This is a genomic window from Mesorhizobium sp. C372A (genome assembly GCF_030323245.1).
GTDB lineage: Bacteria > Pseudomonadota > Alphaproteobacteria > Rhizobiales > Rhizobiaceae > Mesorhizobium.
In genome coordinates this window covers 727,217-742,121 of the sequence record NZ_CP100475.1, presented here as the reverse complement: position 1 = coordinate 742,121, position 14,905 = coordinate 727,217, and the positions used below count along the sequence as shown (strand labels likewise).

The window sequence follows — 14,905 nt, the reverse complement described above, 5'->3', positions numbered from 1 at the left end:
ATGAACGACAAACCAGAAACTGCCGCCCGCCCCGAGGCTGGCAGTGCGACAAAGCCTTCCGATACGACGGAAGAGGGATCGAGTCCGAGTCCCAGTTCCGGCAGCCTCGCTTCTGGTAGTATTGCCAGCGAGCCATCGCCTGCCGGTCCGTCCCTGTTCGACCGCGTCTTGGGCCTTTTCAGGCAGCGGAACGGCACCAGCCTGCGCGAGGAAATCGCCGGCGCGCTTGCCGAGACGACCAGCGATGCCGGGTCTTTCTCGCCTGGCGAACGCGCCATGCTCAACAACATATTGCGCCTGCGCGAGGTACGCGTCGAGGACGTCATGGTGCCGCGCGCCGATATTGAGGCCGTCGAGATCACCACGACGTTGGGCGATCTGCTCGGTCTGTTCGAGCAGTCCGGCCATTCCCGCATGCCGGTCTATTCCGAGACACTCGACGATCCGCGCGGCATGGTTCACATCCGCGACGTGCTAGCCCACATCACCAAGGTTGCCCGCGTCAAGAAGGGCAGAACATCCAGGAAGACGCCGGCAACGACGCTTCTCGACCTCGCCCAGGTCGATCTCGGCCGCACCATCGGCGACCTCAATCTGATCCGCCCGGTGCTTTTCGTGCCGCCCTCGATGCTTGCCTCCGACCTGATGGGCCATATGCAGACGACGCGAACCCAGATGGCGCTGGTCATCGACGAATATGGCGGCACCGATGGTCTCGCCTCGCTGGAAGACATCGTCGAGATGGTCGTCGGCGATATCGAGGACGAGCATGACGAGGACGAGCCGCTGATCACCCAGACCGGCGAGGGCGTGTTCGTCGTCGACGGCAAGGCCGAGATCGACGAGGTCGCCAAGATGATCGGCGAGGACTTTACCGCCGGCGAGCATGGCGAGTATGTCGACACGATCGGCGGCATGATCTTCAACACGCTGGGCCGCGTGCCCGCGCGTGGTGAGGTTGTGCAAGCCATCCCCGGCTTCGAATTCCACGTGCTCGACGCCGATCCGCGCCGCGTCAAGCGGGTGCGCATCGTCCAGAACCAGAAGGGCGAGCGTCGCCGCCGCGCTACCGCTCGCACCGAGCAGGCCTAGTGCAGAACGTCGCTCGGTACATGACGATCGACGATCCCTTCAAGCACTCAACCTTTGGCTCCGGTGTCTTCTACAAGGACCCGCGAGCCGCATTGAAATGGCTCGAAACGGCCTTCGGCTTCGAGCCGAGCATGTGGTCAGCGATGCCGACGGACGGCTGGTCCATGCCGAAATGCGTTTTGGCGACGGCTACATCATCGTCGATTCCGAATGGGCCGATCATATTGCCAGTCCGGTAAGCGTCGGCGGCAAGAACACTCAGTCGGTCTGTGTGCGTCTGAAAGACGGCCTGGACGTGCATTGTGAGCGGGCAATGGCGGCTGGAGCCCAAATCGTCGAGGAGCCTGCCGACCATTTCTACGGCGAACGGCAGTATCGGGCGCGCGACCCCGAAGGCCATGTCTGGACCTTCTCCCAGACCTTGCGCACCGTGCCGCGCGAGGAGGCCGAGCAACTGAGCGGGCTAACCATCGAGGGATGGCACCGATAGCGCAGCGATCGGCCGGTTCGCGTTTCAATAAATCTGATAAATCTTGGCTCTTGATTCGCGCGACCTGGGAAGTCTGTATGGAGCGCCTTGCCGGCCGGATAATTCTGCTTTGGGGCTGGCGGCGCGCGCTGGTGGCGTTTCTTGCCGGGGCGCTGGCGGTGCTCGCCCAGGCGCCTTACGATTTCTTCGCCGTCTGTTTCGTCTCGTTTCCACTGCTGGTCTGGCTGCTCGACGGCGCCACCGGCGAGGCTTCCGACGGCTGGCTCAGGCGCCTGCGGCCGGCCTTTGCCATTGGCTGGTGGTTCGGCTTCGGCTATTTCCTCGCCGGCCTGTGGTGGATAGGCGAGGCGCTTCTGGTCGAGGCCGACAGTTTCGCCTGGGCCTTACCCTTCGCGGTCGTCGGCATTCCCTTGGCGCTGGCATTTTTCTACGGCCTCGCCACCGTCGTCGCGCGGCTGTTATGGACCAACGACATTGGCCGCATTGCCGCCCTTGCCTTTGCTTTTGGCCTGACGGAATGGCTGCGCGGCTTCCTGTTCACCGGCTTTCCCTGGAATGCCGTCGGTTATGCGGCGATGCCCGTGCCGCTGTTGATGCAAAGCGTGTCGGTGACCGGCATGGTCGGCATGAACGCGCTGGCGGTATTTGTCTTCGCCATGCCGGCCTTGCTTGCAGCACGCCGGCATGTCCGTCTCGGTGTGGTCCTGCTTGCCATTCTCGTCGCCGCCCATGCTGGCTTCGGCTATGTCAGGCTCGCGACCCCCGACAAGCCGGCAACCCGCACTCTCGATGTCCGTATCGTACAACCGGATGTCGACCTCAGCGAAAAATGGGACGCCTCGGTGCGCGACCGCATCTTCGCCACGATGATGGGCCTGTCGGCCGCAGCGCCCGATCCCGGCAATAACAAACCGCAGTTGATCCTGTGGCCGGAGACCTCGGTACCCTTCCTGTTCACCGAGCGTCCGGACGCTCTGACCGCGCTCGGCGACATGCTGCAGCCTGGTCAGATGCTGATTGCCGGCGTCGTGCGCGAGGAGCGCGGATCCGGGGCGGATGCCGACAGCCGCTACTACAATTCGGTGGTGGCGATCGATGACAAGGGCGAAATCGCTGATGCCGTCGACAAGGTCCATCTGGTGCCGTTCGGCGAGTATCTGCCGTTTTCCGGTCTGCTCAGCCGCTTCGGCATCGGACAGCTCGTCGCCGGGCCGATGAACTTCGCCGCCGGCAACGAGCGCCATCCGATCGCTCTGCCCGGCGGCATCAGCGCCTTGCCGTTTATTTGCTACGAGGTGATCTTTCCTGATCTTGTGGCTGTTGACGCAACGTCATCCCAGCTTATTGTAAACGTCACCAACGACGCATGGTTCGGCGACACGCCTGGGCCGTACCAGCATTTCAGGCAGGCTCAGATTCGCGCGGTGGAAAACGGATTGCCGCTGTTGCGCGCCGCCAACAACGGCATTTCCGCCGTTGTCGATACGCGGGGACGCATCGTCGACGCATTGGCGGTCGATGCACGTGGCGCCATCGACGTGCGGGTGCCGATCTCCGGCCAAGCCTTCATCTCCGCCGCGGGGCGGCGCATTAACGGAATGCTGATCATGTTGGTGTTTGCCGCAATCGCCTTCAGCTTGAACGTAAGGCAACGGCTACGGGTGAATTGACAGTCGACACATTAGAAACTCATACTGTTACCGCCTAATTTTCTCGAAGTCGGTTGGTGTTTCTGTTGGGGCAGTTGGCTCCGGCTTCGTTTGGGCGAGAAAAATAGAAAAGGCCGGAAAAATTCGGCGAGGAAAAAATGACAGAAGAAAACAAGAAGAAACCGAATCCGATCGACATCCATGTCGGAAGTCGCGTCCGCCTTCGGCGCAATATGCTTGGAATGAGCCAGGAAAAGCTTGGTGAAAATCTCGGTATTACGTTTCAGCAGATCCAAAAATATGAAAAAGGAACGAACCGCGTCGGCGCCAGCCGTCTGCAGGCAATAGCCTCGATACTCAGCGTGCCTGTCGCCTTCTTTTTCGAGGATGCGCCAGGGCAGGAGCCGGTGGGTAATAGAGGATTTGCCGAGGACACTTCGATGGCTTTCGCCGTCGAATTCTGCGGCAGTCCGGAAGGGCTTCAGCTCAACCGCGCGTTCGTCAAGATCGCGGATGTGAAGGTGCGCCGCCGGATTATCGACCTTGTGAAGTCCCTTTCTGCCGAAGATGCCGAGTGATTCGGTGGGTCGATTGACCCATTGGCCCCAGTAATCCCCTGGCCCGAGTAGCCCAGAGGCTCGACTGCCGGCGGCGCCAAGCCGCCGGTGGTACAAGATATATTGCTGCGGCACTCATGCCAGAACCGCGGCACCGCTTGACGAGCGGCGCCCGGCACCGTTAACACGTGGCGCGCCAAAATCGGCAGCCCTGCCGATCGTTTTTTCAAGAGGGGACACCCGTGACGCGGCAGAACTACTTCTTCACCTCGGAATCCGTGGCCGAGGGTCATCCCGATAAAGTCTGTGACCGCATCTCGGACGAGATCGTCGATCTGGTCTATCGCGAAGCCAAGAAGACCGGCATGGACCCATGGAAAGTCCGCGTCGCCTGCGAGACGCTCGCAACCACCAACCGCGTCGTCATCGCCGGCGAAGTAAGGGTTCCCGATACTCTGCTGAAGCGGGACAAAGCCGGCAACATCCTCAAGGACGCCGCCGGGCATTCGGTCGTCAACCCGGCCAAGTTCAAGTCGGTCGCCCGCAAGGCGATCCGCGAAATCGGCTACGAGCAGGCCGGCTTCCACTGGAAGACGGCAAAGATCGAGGTTCTGCTGCACGGCCAGTCGCCCGACATCGGCCAGGGAGTCGACAACGCCGCCGACCGCCAGGGCGAAGAGGGTGCCGGCGACCAGGGCATCATGTTCGGCTATGCATGCCGCGAGACCCCGGACCTGATGCCGGCGCCGATCTATTACAGCCACAAGATTCTCGAACTGCTCGCCGCTGCCCGTCACGAAAACAACGGCGAAGCCGGCAAGCTCGGGCCTGACGCCAAGAGCCAGGTCACCGTTCGCTATGTCGATGGCAAGGCCGCCGAAGCGACTCAGATCGTGCTATCGACGCAGCATCTCGACGCGACCTGGGATTCCAAGAAGGTCCGCAAGGTCGTTGAGCCTTACATCCGTGAGGCGCTCGGCGACCTCAAGATCGCCGACGATTGCATGTGGTACATCAACCCGACCGGCAAGTTCGTCATCGGTGGGCCGGACGGCGACGCCGGCCTGACCGGCCGCAAGATCATCGTCGACACCTACGGTGGTGCTGCCCCGCACGGCGGCGGCGCCTTCTCCGGCAAGGACACCACCAAGGTCGACCGCTCCGCCGCCTACGCGGCGCGCTATCTCGCCAAAAATGTGGTGGCGGCCAAGCTCGCCGACCGCTGCACCATCCAGCTGTCCTACGCCATCGGCGTTGCCCAGCCGCTGTCGGTCTATGTCGACCTGCACGGCACCGGCAAGGTCGACGAGGCCAAGCTCGAGGAAGCGCTGCGCACGGTGATGGATTTGTCGCCATCCGGCATCCGCAGGCATCTCGACCTCAACAAGCCGATCTACGCAAAGACCTCGTCCTACGGCCATTTCGGCCGCAAGGCCGGCCGAGACGGGTCCTTCTCCTGGGAAAAGACCGATCTGGCCAAGGCGCTCAAGGACGCGATCGCTGCTTAGGCATGATTCCAAAAAGTGGGTACCGGTTTTTTGGAAAAGATCATGCTCCAACAAAGGATTAGATTGAGATGAGATTTCAGCCAAATCTCATCTCAATCCCAAATCTCATCTCAATCTAAGCGCGGCGCGACCAGGCCATGGATCCACAGGACAGGCGGAGCCGCGCGACCGAAGGGTTCTTCGGCCGCCGGCACGGCAAGACCATTCGCCCGCAGCAGGCGGCGGCGCTGGAAAGCGGTCTTGGGGCGTATGGCCTCGACCTCTCCGTCCAGGCACCGGCAGAATTGCGCGCGCTATTCTCAGCGGATGTTTCAACGGTTCGGCTGGAAATCGGCTTCGGCGGCGGTGAGCATCTGCTGTACCGTGCCACGGAGGCACCGGCGACCGGCTTCATCGGTGCCGAGCCGTTCGTCAACGGCATGGCCAAGCTGATGATGGCGGTGCGGGAAAAGCCGCTTGCCAATCTTCGCGTCCATGACGACGACGCCACGCGCCTGCTCGATTGGCTGCCGCAGGCGTCGCTCGACGGCATCGATCTGCTCTATCCCGATCCCTGGCCGAAGAAAAAGCACTGGAAGCGGCGCTTTGTCAGCCCGCTCAACCTCGATCGGTTCGCGCGCGTGCTGAAGCCGGGCGGAAGCTTCCGCTTCGCCTCCGACATCGACACCTATGTGAACTGGACCTTGTTGCACTGCCGGGCGCATGGCGGGCTCCTCTGGCAGGTGCAAGATGGGGCCGACTGGCATCGGCCCTATGAAGGCTGGCCGGGCACACGCTACGAGGCAAAAGCCATTCGCGAGGGCCGACGGCCGGCCTATCTCACCTTCATCAGAAAATAGTTCGATGCGGGAAAGTGTCCCGCATCGACAGCCGGTCTGGCTTCAGAAACGGCCGATCTTGCCGAAAGCGGTCGGGTCCATGCCGAGCCGGCGCAGATCGTTGGCGCGCGGCTTGCGGCCGGCTTCGACGGCCCGCGAGGCGGCAACGGCGCTGCCGAACAGGGCAAAGGCGTCGCCTATGGCGGAAAACACGGTACGGTTGCTCATTGTCTTGACCTTTCGCGCGCCACCGCGCGCTCATCTTTGATTTGTGCAGTGCAACATAGATAGGGATGTGAAATCCGGGATCACAGGGCCGTTACCGCATAGCCGGCATGCGCCGCGCGCAATCCTGCCAGCCGTCCCCGGCTGCACTCTGCCCGGCCCGTCAACAGACTTGAAACACCGGCCGGGATCGTCTATATCAGCCTCAAATTCTTGGTCGGTATGACGAAGAGTGGGTCCACCCGGTCCCGCTCTTTTTTATTACCTGCCGGTCAGCCATCAGCAAAGAGATGGTTCGGGACGACGATCATCCTGATCCAGAGAACGACAGGAACCGCATGACTGCAACGGCAAGCGAAGCCGACGACCGCATCATCCGCGAAAGCGGTATCGATGCGCGCATCGCGCTGATCGTTCAGCCGGTGTTGCGAGGCATTGGCTTCCGCCTCGTGCGGGTGCATCTGTCGGGCCAGAACGGCCTGACGCTGCAGATCATGGCCGAACGCGAGGACGGCACCATGACCGTCGAGGATTGCGAAGAGGTCAGCCGCGCTGTGTCGCCGGCGCTCGACGTCGATGACCCGATCGAGAAGGCCTATCATCTCGAAGTGTCGTCGCCGGGCATCGACCGGCCGCTGGTACGCAAGTCGGATTTCGTCACCTGGACCGGCCATCTGGTGAAGATGGAAACCTCGGTGCCGGTCGCCGACCGCAAGCGCTTCAAGGGCAAGATCGCCGAAGCCGGCGAAGACGACATGCTGCTCGAGCGCGACAAGGCCGCCTACGGCGAAGAGCCGACGGTTCGCATTCCTTATGACGCGATCGCCGATGTGCGGCTGATCCTCACCGACGACCTTATTCGCGATGCCCTTTCGAAGGACAACCGGGAACGCAAGGAAGCCAAGAAACGCCGCGGCGAAGCTGATGATGCACCCGAAGGTGCTGAAGGCGGCGCGGAAGACGAAATCGAACAGGAACTATGATGAGCGGCCGGGCCTAAAAGCTCGGCAACAAGCTCGGGAGAAATAAGATGGTTGTAAGCGCCAACAGACTTGAACTGCTGCAGATCGCCGACGCGGTGGCGCGTGAAAAGTCGATCGACAAGTCGATCGTCATTGCCGCCATGGCTGATGCGATCCAGAAGGCCGCGCGCTCGCGCTACGGCCAGGAAACCAACATCCGCGCCGACATCAACGCCAACACCGGCGAGATGAAGCTGCAGCGGCTGATGGAAGTGGTCGAGAAGGTCGACGACTACGCCACCCAGATCGCCATTTCCTCGGCCCGCGAGCGCAATCCGGACGCCCAGCTTGGCGACTTCATCGCCGAACAGCTGCCGCCAATGGATTTCGGCCGCATCGCCGCCCAGTCAGCCAAGCAGGTCATCGTGCAGAAAGTGCGCGAGGCCGAGCGCGACCGCCAGTATGACGAATACAAGGACCGCATCGGCGAGATCGTCAACGGCACCGTCAAGCGCGTCGAATATGGCAACGTCATCGTCGATCTCGGCCGTGGCGAGGCGATTATCCGCCGCGACGAGCTGATCCCGCGTGAAAACTACAAGTACGGCGACCGCGTCCGCGCCTATGTCTACGACGTGCGCCGCGAACAGCGCGGCCCGCAGATATTCCTGTCGCGCACCCATCCGCAGTTCATGGCCAAGCTCTTCACCATGGAAGTGCCGGAAATCTATGACGGCATCATCGAGATCAAGTCGGTCGCCCGCGACCCGGGCTCGCGCGCCAAGATCGCCGTCATTTCGCGTGACTCGTCGATCGATCCGGTCGGCGCCTGCGTCGGTATGCGCGGCAGCCGCGTCCAGGCCGTGGTCGGCGAATTGCAGGGCGAAAAGATCGACATCATTCCGTGGTCGCCTTCGGCCGCCTCCTTCATCGTCAACGCGCTGCAGCCGGCGGAAGTCGCCAAGGTGGTGCTCGACGAGGATGCCGAGCGCATCGAAGTGGTGGTTCCCGACGACCAGCTGTCGCTGGCCATCGGCCGTCGCGGCCAGAACGTGCGTCTTGCCTCGCAGCTCACCGGCTGGGACATCGACATCCTGACCGAGGCCGAGGAGTCCGAGCGCCGCCAGAAGGAATTCGTCGAACGCTCGTCGCTGTTCATGGAAGCCCTTGATGTCGACGAGATGGTCGGCCAGGTGTTGGCCTCCGAAGGCTTCACCAGCGTCGAGGAAGTTGCCTACGTCGATTCGGGCGAGATCGCCTCGATCGACGGTTTCGACGAAGACACCGCTTCGGAGATCCAGACCCGCGCCCGCGAATATCTGGAGAAGATCGAAGCCGAGCATGACGACAAGCGCAAGGCGCTGGGCGTCACCGACGAACTGCGCGAGATCCCTGGGGTCACCACCGCCATGATGGTGACGCTCGGCGAGGATGGCGTGAAGACGATCGAGGATTTCGCCGGCTATGCCGCCGACGACCTGACCGGCTGGAAGGAACGCAAGGACGGCGAGACCAAGGTATTCCCGGGTGTGCTCGCCAATCACGGCGTGTCGCGCGCCGACGCCGAGCAGATGGTTCTGGCAGCCCGCCTCAAGGCCGGCTGGATCACCGAAGACGAGCTTGCAGCCGAACAGGTCCCGGCTGACGAAGCCGTTGGTGCGTGAGGTGAAACCGCATCGCACACAACCCGCCCCAGGACGAGATGAACGATCGCACCTGCATCGTCACGCGCAAGCAAGCCGAGCCGGATGAGCTGATCCGTTTCGTCGTCGGCCCGGATTCGGCCGTCGTTCCTGACCTGAAGAGAAATCTGCCCGGCCGTGGTTGTTGGGTGAGCGCCGACCGCCTACATATCGACAAGGCGGCGGCGAAGAACCTGTTTGCCCGCGCCTTCAAGGCGCAGGTCGTCGTGCCGCCCGATCTCGGCGGCATGGTCGACGGACTGCTTGCACGATCCGCTTTGGGTATGCTTGGCCTTGCCCGCAAGGCTGGCTCGATCGCACTCGGCGCAACCAAGGTCGAGAGCGCGGTGCGCTCGGGGTTGGCGCTTTTCGTGCTCCACGCGAGCGAGGCATCCGACGATGGCGTGCGCAAGATCAGTCAGGCGCGGCGGGCAACTGTCCACCTCGGCGGGCCTGCAGTCCTTGCCTACAAACTTTTCTCCGAGGCCGAGTTGAGCTTGGCATTGGGGGGTACAAATGTGATACATGCTGCCGTTCTCGCGGGAGACGCGGGCAAGGCGGTTGAGAGGCGCATGGTTGCGCTCGACCGATATCGGGGCGGAACCCCCGACGATCTGGCAATGCTTGCGGCCGTTGCTGACGAAGATGATGCTGCAGAGGATATGGAATGAGCGATACGAAATCGGGCGACGACAAGACGTTGAGTGTTACACCGAAGAAGACCTTGACGCTGAAGCGCCCCGGTACCGAGCAGAGCGTCGTGCGACAGAATTTCTCGCATGGCCGCACCAAGCAGGTCCAGGTCGAGATCAAGAAGCGCAAATTCTCCATGCCCGGCGACAAGCCGGAGCCGGTGGCTGCACCCGTATTTACGCCCAAGCCCGCGGTAGTGGCAGCCCCCGTCGTGCAGGAAGCGCCCAAGGCGCCGCCTCCGCCCCCGGCCGAACGCGGCGGCATGGTGCTGAACGAACTGTCGCGCAATGAAATGGAAGCGCGCCGCAGGGCGCTCGAAGGCTCCAAGGTTCGCGACGTCGAGGACCGCCAACGCGCCATCGAAGAGGCCAAGCGCCGCAACGAGGATGAGGAACGCCGCAAGCGCGAGCGCGAGGAATCCGCGCGCCGTCAGGCCGAGGAAGAAGCCCGCCTGCAGACCGAGGCCGAGTCCCGCCGCCGCGCCGAGGAAGAAGCGCGCCGCCGCGCGCCGCAGGCTGCCGAGCTTGTGGCATCGGACGACGAGGAAGAGGTCAAGCCGAAGCGCACCGCCGCCGGCGCCCCGGTACGCCGTCCGGTTACGCCCGAAGTGGCGCGCCCGGCCAAGCCGACCAAGGCCGAGGAAGACCGTCGTCGCGGCAAGCTGACCCTCAACACGGCGCTTTCCGACGAGGACGCGCGCGCCCGCTCGCTGTCGTCGATGCGTCGCCGCCAGGAAAAATTCAAGCGCGCGATGCATAATGAGCCGCGCGAGAAGGTTATGCGCGAAGTGATCCTGCCTGAAACCATCACCATCCAGGAACTGGCGCAGCGCATGTCCGAGCGCGCTGTCGATGTGGTCAAGTACTTCATGAAGCAGGGCCAGATCCTGAAGCCGGGCGACATCATCGACGCCGACACGGCCGAGCTGGTCGCCACCGAATTCGGCCACACGGTCCGCCGCGTCGCCGAGTCCGACATCGAGGAAGGCCTGTTCAACATTGCCGACAATCCCGAGGACCTGGTGTCGCGGCCGCCTGTCGTGACCATCATGGGCCATGTCGACCACGGCAAGACCTCGCTGCTCGACGCCATCCGCAATGCCAATGTCGTCTCCGGCGAAGCCGGCGGCATCACCCAGCATATCGGCGCCTACCAGGTCGAGAAGAACGGTCAGAAGATCACCTTCATTGACACGCCCGGTCACGCCGCCTTCACGGCGATGCGCGCCCGCGGCGCTCAGGCGACCGACATCGCCATCCTGGTGGTGGCGGCCGACGACAGCGTCATGCCGCAGACCATCGAATCGATCAGCCATGCCAAGGCGGCCGGCGTTCCGATCATCGTGGCGATCAACAAGATCGACAAGCATGATGCCGATCCGCAGAAGGTGCGGTCGGAACTGCTGCGCCATGAGGTGTTCGTCGAATCGATGGGCGGTGAAGTGCTGGACGTCGAAGTGTCGGCGACCAAGGGCACCAACCTCGACAAGCTGCTCGAGGCGATCCTGCTGCAGGCCGAAATCCTCGACCTCAAGGCCAATCCGGACCGTACCGCCGAGGGCGTGGTCATCGAAGCCCAGCTCGACAAGGGCCGTGGCCCCGTCGCCACCGTACTGGTGCAGACCGGCACTTTGATGCCGGGCGACATCCTCGTCGCCGGCAACGAATGGGGCCGGGTGCGCGCGCTGGTCAACGACCGTGGCGAGCAGATCAAGGAGGCGCCGCCGGCAATGCCGGTCGAGGTGCTCGGCCTGCAAGGCACGCCGCAAGCCGGCGACCGCTTCGCTGTCGTCAACAACGAGGCCCGCGCCCGCGAGATCACCGAATATCGCCAGCGTCTGGCGCGCGAGAAGGCAGTGGCTCGCCATGCCGGCCAGCGCGGCTCGCTTGAACAGATGATGTCGCAGTTGCAGACGAGCGGGTTGAAGGAATTCCCGCTGGTCATCAAGGGCGACGTGCAGGGTTCGATCGAGGCGATCAACGCCGCTCTCGACAAGCTTGGCACCGACGAGGTGCGTGCGCGCATCGTTCATGCCGGCGCCGGCGCCATCACCGAAAGCGACGTGTCGCTGGCGGAGACCTCGGGGGCCGCGATCATCGGCTTCAACGTCCGTGCCAACGTGCAGGCACGTGCGGCCGCGGCGGCCGCGGGCATCGAAATCCGCTACTACTCGATCATCTACAACCTTGTCGATGATGTGAAGGCAGCACTTTCCGGCTTGCTGTCGCCGGAACGCCGCGAGACCTTCATCGGCAATGCCGAGATCCTCGAGATCTTCGACATCACCAAGGTCGGCAAGATCGCCGGCTGCCGTGTCACCGAAGGCAAGGTCGAGCGTGGAGCGGGCGTGCGCCTGATCCGCGACAACGTCGTCATCCATGAAGGCACGCTGAAGACCCTCAAGCGCTTCAAGGACGAAGTCGCGGAAGTTCCGGGCGGCCAGGAGTGCGGCATGGCCTTCCAGAACTACGAGGACATGCGCGTTGGCGACATCATCGAGTGCTTCCGCGTCGAGATGGTGACCCGGACGCTCTGAGTTCGTATACTGTCGATACGACCGGGCGGTGGTCGAAAGACCGCCGCCCTAACTTTAATGCCTGTCGCCCAAAAGTGCGGGATAAACGACATGCATAGAAACAAGTATGAGACATGCGGCACGTCCCATCCCGCGCCTCACGCTTTCCGGATTGAGAAAAATGCCCCGTCCAACCGCCTCCAGCCCATCCCAGCGCATGCTTCGCGTCGCCGAACAGGTGCGCCATGCGCTGTCGGAAACCTTGCAGCGGGGCGAGATTATCGACCCGCTGATCGAGAACACCGTGGTTTCGGTCTCGGAAGTGCGCATGTCGACTGATCTGAGGGTCGCAACGGCCTTCGTTTCGCCGCTCGGCGCCAAGGACACGGGTGCGGTCATCGACGCGCTCAACAAGCATGCGAAGTTCGTCCGTGGCCGCGTCTCCGGCGCGCTCCGCCAGATGAAATTCATGCCGGAGTTCCGCTTCAAGCTCGATACGTCCTTCGACAATTTCGCCAGGATCAACGATTTGCTGAAATCGCCCGAAGTCGCGCGAGACTTGGGTGCCGATGGCGAAGACAACGACAAGGACGAGAAATAGTGGGGCGCCGCGGCAAGAAGAAGGGCCGGCCGATCTCCGGCTGGGTGGTGCTGGATAAGCCGGTTGGCATGGGTTCGACCGAAGCCGTCTCCAAGATCAAATGGCTTTTCCAGGCCGAAAAGGCCGGCCATGCCGGCACGCTCGACCCGCTGGCCTCTGGCATGCTGCCGATCGCGCTCGGCGAGGCAACCAAGACCGTGCCTTATGTGCAGGACGGCGCCAAAATCTACCGGTTCACCGTCGCCTGGGGCGAGGAGCGTTCGACCGACGATCTCGAAGGCCTGGTGACGCAAAGTTCCGACCGCCGTCCGGCGGAAAACGATGTCAGGGCGCTGCTGCCGAACTACACCGGCGTCATCATGCAGACACCGCCGCAATTCTCGGCCATCAAGATATCAGGCGAACGCGCCTACGATCTCGCCCGTGGGGGCGAGACAGTCGACATCCCCGCGCGCGAGATCGAGATCGGCCGTCTGGACATCGTCGAGCACGCTGCCGGCCACACCTTGTTCGAGGTCGAATGCGGCAAAGGCACCTATGTGCGCTCGCTGGCCCGCGACATGGGCCGCGACCTCGGCTGCTTCGGCCACATCGCTGAATTGCGCAGGGTCGAGGTCGAGCCGTTCACCCAGGAGGATTTCGTCACCGTCGCCGAACTGGAAGCCGCCCGTTTCGGCGAACAGCGCGAAGCTGACAAAGAGGGCGACGCCGATGTTGCCGACGCGCCGATCGACTTTGGCGCAATCGATGCGCTGCTCGTCGACACGGCTGCCGCGCTCGACTGCCTGCCGCAGATTGCCATCAGCGACGAAGCGGCGACGAAAATCCGCCTTGGTAATCCCGTCATCATCCGCGGCCGCGACGCGCCCGTGGAAGCCGAGGAAGCCTGCGCCACCGCGCGCGGCAAGCTTGTCGCCATCGGCGCCATCGAGCAAGGCATGTTCAAGCCGAAGCGGGTCTTTGTCGGCTGACCACTCTCGTCTAGTCTTACGTCGACGTCACATCCGAGGGGCACATGGCAAAGGCTGAGGCGGTGAAGAAGCGGGCGCCGGTGACAACGCGCCGGCCGCCGGTTGGCGCCTCGCCCGGCACGCTGATCGCCGATCCGGCGGCGCGACGGTCCGAGCTGCGGCTGACGCTGATTTCGCCTGAAAAATTCAAGACCATCAACGATGCCAGCATCGACGATCTCAACACCCATTGCGACAACTGGCCGGTCGTCTGGCTGGACTGCACCGGTCTCGCCAACATCCAGCTGATCGAGGAGATCGGCCGGATCTTCAACCTGCATCCACTGGCTCTGGAAGATGTCGTCAACACCGGCCAGCGGCCGAAGGTCGACTTCTTCGAGGACCACGCCTTCGTCGTCATGCGCATGATCGACGACGTCAAGGTGCATCGCTATGAGCAGATCGCGGTGTTCTTCGGCAAGAAATTCGTCGTCACCTTCCAGGAGCGCGAAGGCGATCCGTTCGACCCCGTGCGCAAGCGCATCGCCGCAGCGTTGCCCAACCGCTTGCGGATGCGCGGCGCCGACTATCTGGCCTATGCGCTCATCGACTCCATCGTCGACAGCTATTTCCCGCCGATTGAGGCCGCTAGCGAGGAGGTCGATGGCATCGAGGACGAGATGCTCAACACGCCTCACAAGCATCAGATGCGCCAGCTGCACGAATTGCGGCGCGACGCCAATGTGCTCAAGGGCGTGCTGTGGCCGATGCGCGACGCGCTGGCGACGCTGATCCGCAACGACGTGCCCTATGTGAAGCCGGAGACGAAAATCTTCTTCAACGACACGCTCGACCACGCATTGCGGCTGATCGAGCTGGTCGAGAACCAGCGTGATATGCTGACCGGCTTGATCGAAATGCATTTGTCGCTGAGCCAGGCACGCACCAACGATGTGATCTCTTATCTCACCATCGTCTCGGTGATTTTCATGCCGCTAACCTTCCTGGTCGGTATCTGGGGGATGAATTTCGATCCCGAGAGCTCGCCGTGGAACATGCCGGAACTGAAAGCCTACTATGGCTACCCGGCTTCGCTGCTGTTCATGCTGGCCGTTGCTGTCGGGCTGATCGTCTTCTTCAAAAGCAAGAAGTGGCTGTAAGGT

The 14,905-nt window shown here is 62.8% G+C and carries 13 protein-coding genes and 1 pseudogene; 13 read left to right on the top strand and 1 reads right to left on the bottom strand.

The features are described from left to right. The 6 genes and pseudogenes from NLY42_RS03370 to trmB all read left to right on the top strand — a co-directional run bounded on the left by NLY42_RS03370 (position 1) and on the right by trmB (position 6,135). Positions 1–1,092: a hemolysin family protein gene (locus NLY42_RS03370; RefSeq protein ID WP_023755163.1), complete on the top strand. Its 1,092-nt coding sequence runs from the start codon at positions 1–3 to the stop codon at positions 1,090–1,092. Positions 1,093–1,112: 20 nt separating this feature from the next. Then, positions 1,113–1,582, top strand: a pseudogene (locus NLY42_RS03365) (VOC family protein). A gap of 77 nt (positions 1,583–1,659) precedes the next feature. Beyond that, positions 1,660–3,252: an apolipoprotein N-acyltransferase gene (lnt, locus tag NLY42_RS03360; protein ID WP_023755162.1), complete on the top strand. Its 1,593-nt coding sequence runs from the start codon at positions 1,660–1,662 to the stop codon at positions 3,250–3,252. A 137-nt stretch (positions 3,253–3,389) separates the two neighbouring features. Beyond that, positions 3,390–3,809, top strand: coding sequence for a helix-turn-helix domain-containing protein (locus tag NLY42_RS03355; protein WP_023669550.1), 420 nt, complete (start codon positions 3,390–3,392; stop codon positions 3,807–3,809). A 221-nt stretch (positions 3,810–4,030) separates the two neighbouring features. Beyond that, entirely contained in the window at positions 4,031–5,296 is a 1,266-nt protein-coding gene (gene metK, locus NLY42_RS03350) for a methionine adenosyltransferase (protein ID WP_023669551.1), read from the top strand. Between the two features lie 137 nt (positions 5,297–5,433). Next, positions 5,434–6,135 (top strand): tRNA (guanine(46)-N(7))-methyltransferase TrmB, encoded by a 702-nt coding sequence (trmB, locus tag NLY42_RS03345; protein ID WP_023755161.1) that lies wholly within the window; start codon positions 5,434–5,436, stop codon positions 6,133–6,135. A 42-nt stretch (positions 6,136–6,177) separates the two neighbouring features. On the opposite strand, the gene NLY42_RS03340 is transcribed toward trmB, so the two are convergent. Then, a complete protein-coding gene (locus NLY42_RS03340) occupies positions 6,178–6,342 on the bottom strand; it encodes a hypothetical protein (protein WP_023669553.1) in 165 nt (54 codons plus the stop codon). A gap of 335 nt (positions 6,343–6,677) precedes the next feature. Between NLY42_RS03340 and rimP the strand changes: the two genes are divergently transcribed. The 7 genes from rimP to corA all read left to right on the top strand — a co-directional run bounded on the left by rimP (position 6,678) and on the right by corA (position 14,902). Beyond that, entirely contained in the window at positions 6,678–7,322 is a 645-nt protein-coding gene (rimP, locus tag NLY42_RS03335; RefSeq protein WP_023669554.1) for a ribosome maturation factor RimP, read from the top strand. A 47-nt stretch (positions 7,323–7,369) separates the two neighbouring features. Then, a complete protein-coding gene (nusA, locus tag NLY42_RS03330) occupies positions 7,370–8,965 on the top strand; it encodes a transcription termination factor NusA (protein ID WP_023669555.1) in 1,596 nt (531 codons plus the stop codon). Positions 8,966–9,003: 38 nt separating this feature from the next. Further along, a complete protein-coding gene (locus NLY42_RS03325) occupies positions 9,004–9,654 on the top strand; it encodes an RNA-binding protein (RefSeq protein WP_023755160.1) in 651 nt (216 codons plus the stop codon). Further along, the gene (gene infB, locus NLY42_RS03320; RefSeq protein ID WP_023755159.1) at positions 9,651–12,212 is read left to right on the top strand and encodes a translation initiation factor IF-2; all 2,562 of its coding nucleotides are present in this window, start codon (positions 9,651–9,653) and stop codon (positions 12,210–12,212) included. Before NLY42_RS03325 ends, infB begins: the two co-directional genes overlap by 4 nt. A 160-nt stretch (positions 12,213–12,372) precedes the next feature. Continuing rightward, positions 12,373–12,792, top strand: coding sequence for a 30S ribosome-binding factor RbfA (rbfA, locus tag NLY42_RS03315; protein WP_023669558.1), 420 nt, complete (start codon positions 12,373–12,375; stop codon positions 12,790–12,792). Then, positions 12,792–13,763 (top strand): tRNA pseudouridine(55) synthase TruB, encoded by a 972-nt coding sequence (gene truB, locus NLY42_RS03310; protein WP_023755158.1) that lies wholly within the window; start codon positions 12,792–12,794, stop codon positions 13,761–13,763. Before rbfA ends, truB begins: the two co-directional genes overlap by 1 nt. Before the next feature lie 44 nt (positions 13,764–13,807). Beyond that, complete coding sequence (gene corA, locus NLY42_RS03305; RefSeq protein ID WP_023682006.1) at positions 13,808–14,902, top strand: magnesium/cobalt transporter CorA; 1,095 nt, start codon at positions 13,808–13,810, stop codon at positions 14,900–14,902. Positions 14,903–14,905: the final 3 nt, after the last annotated feature.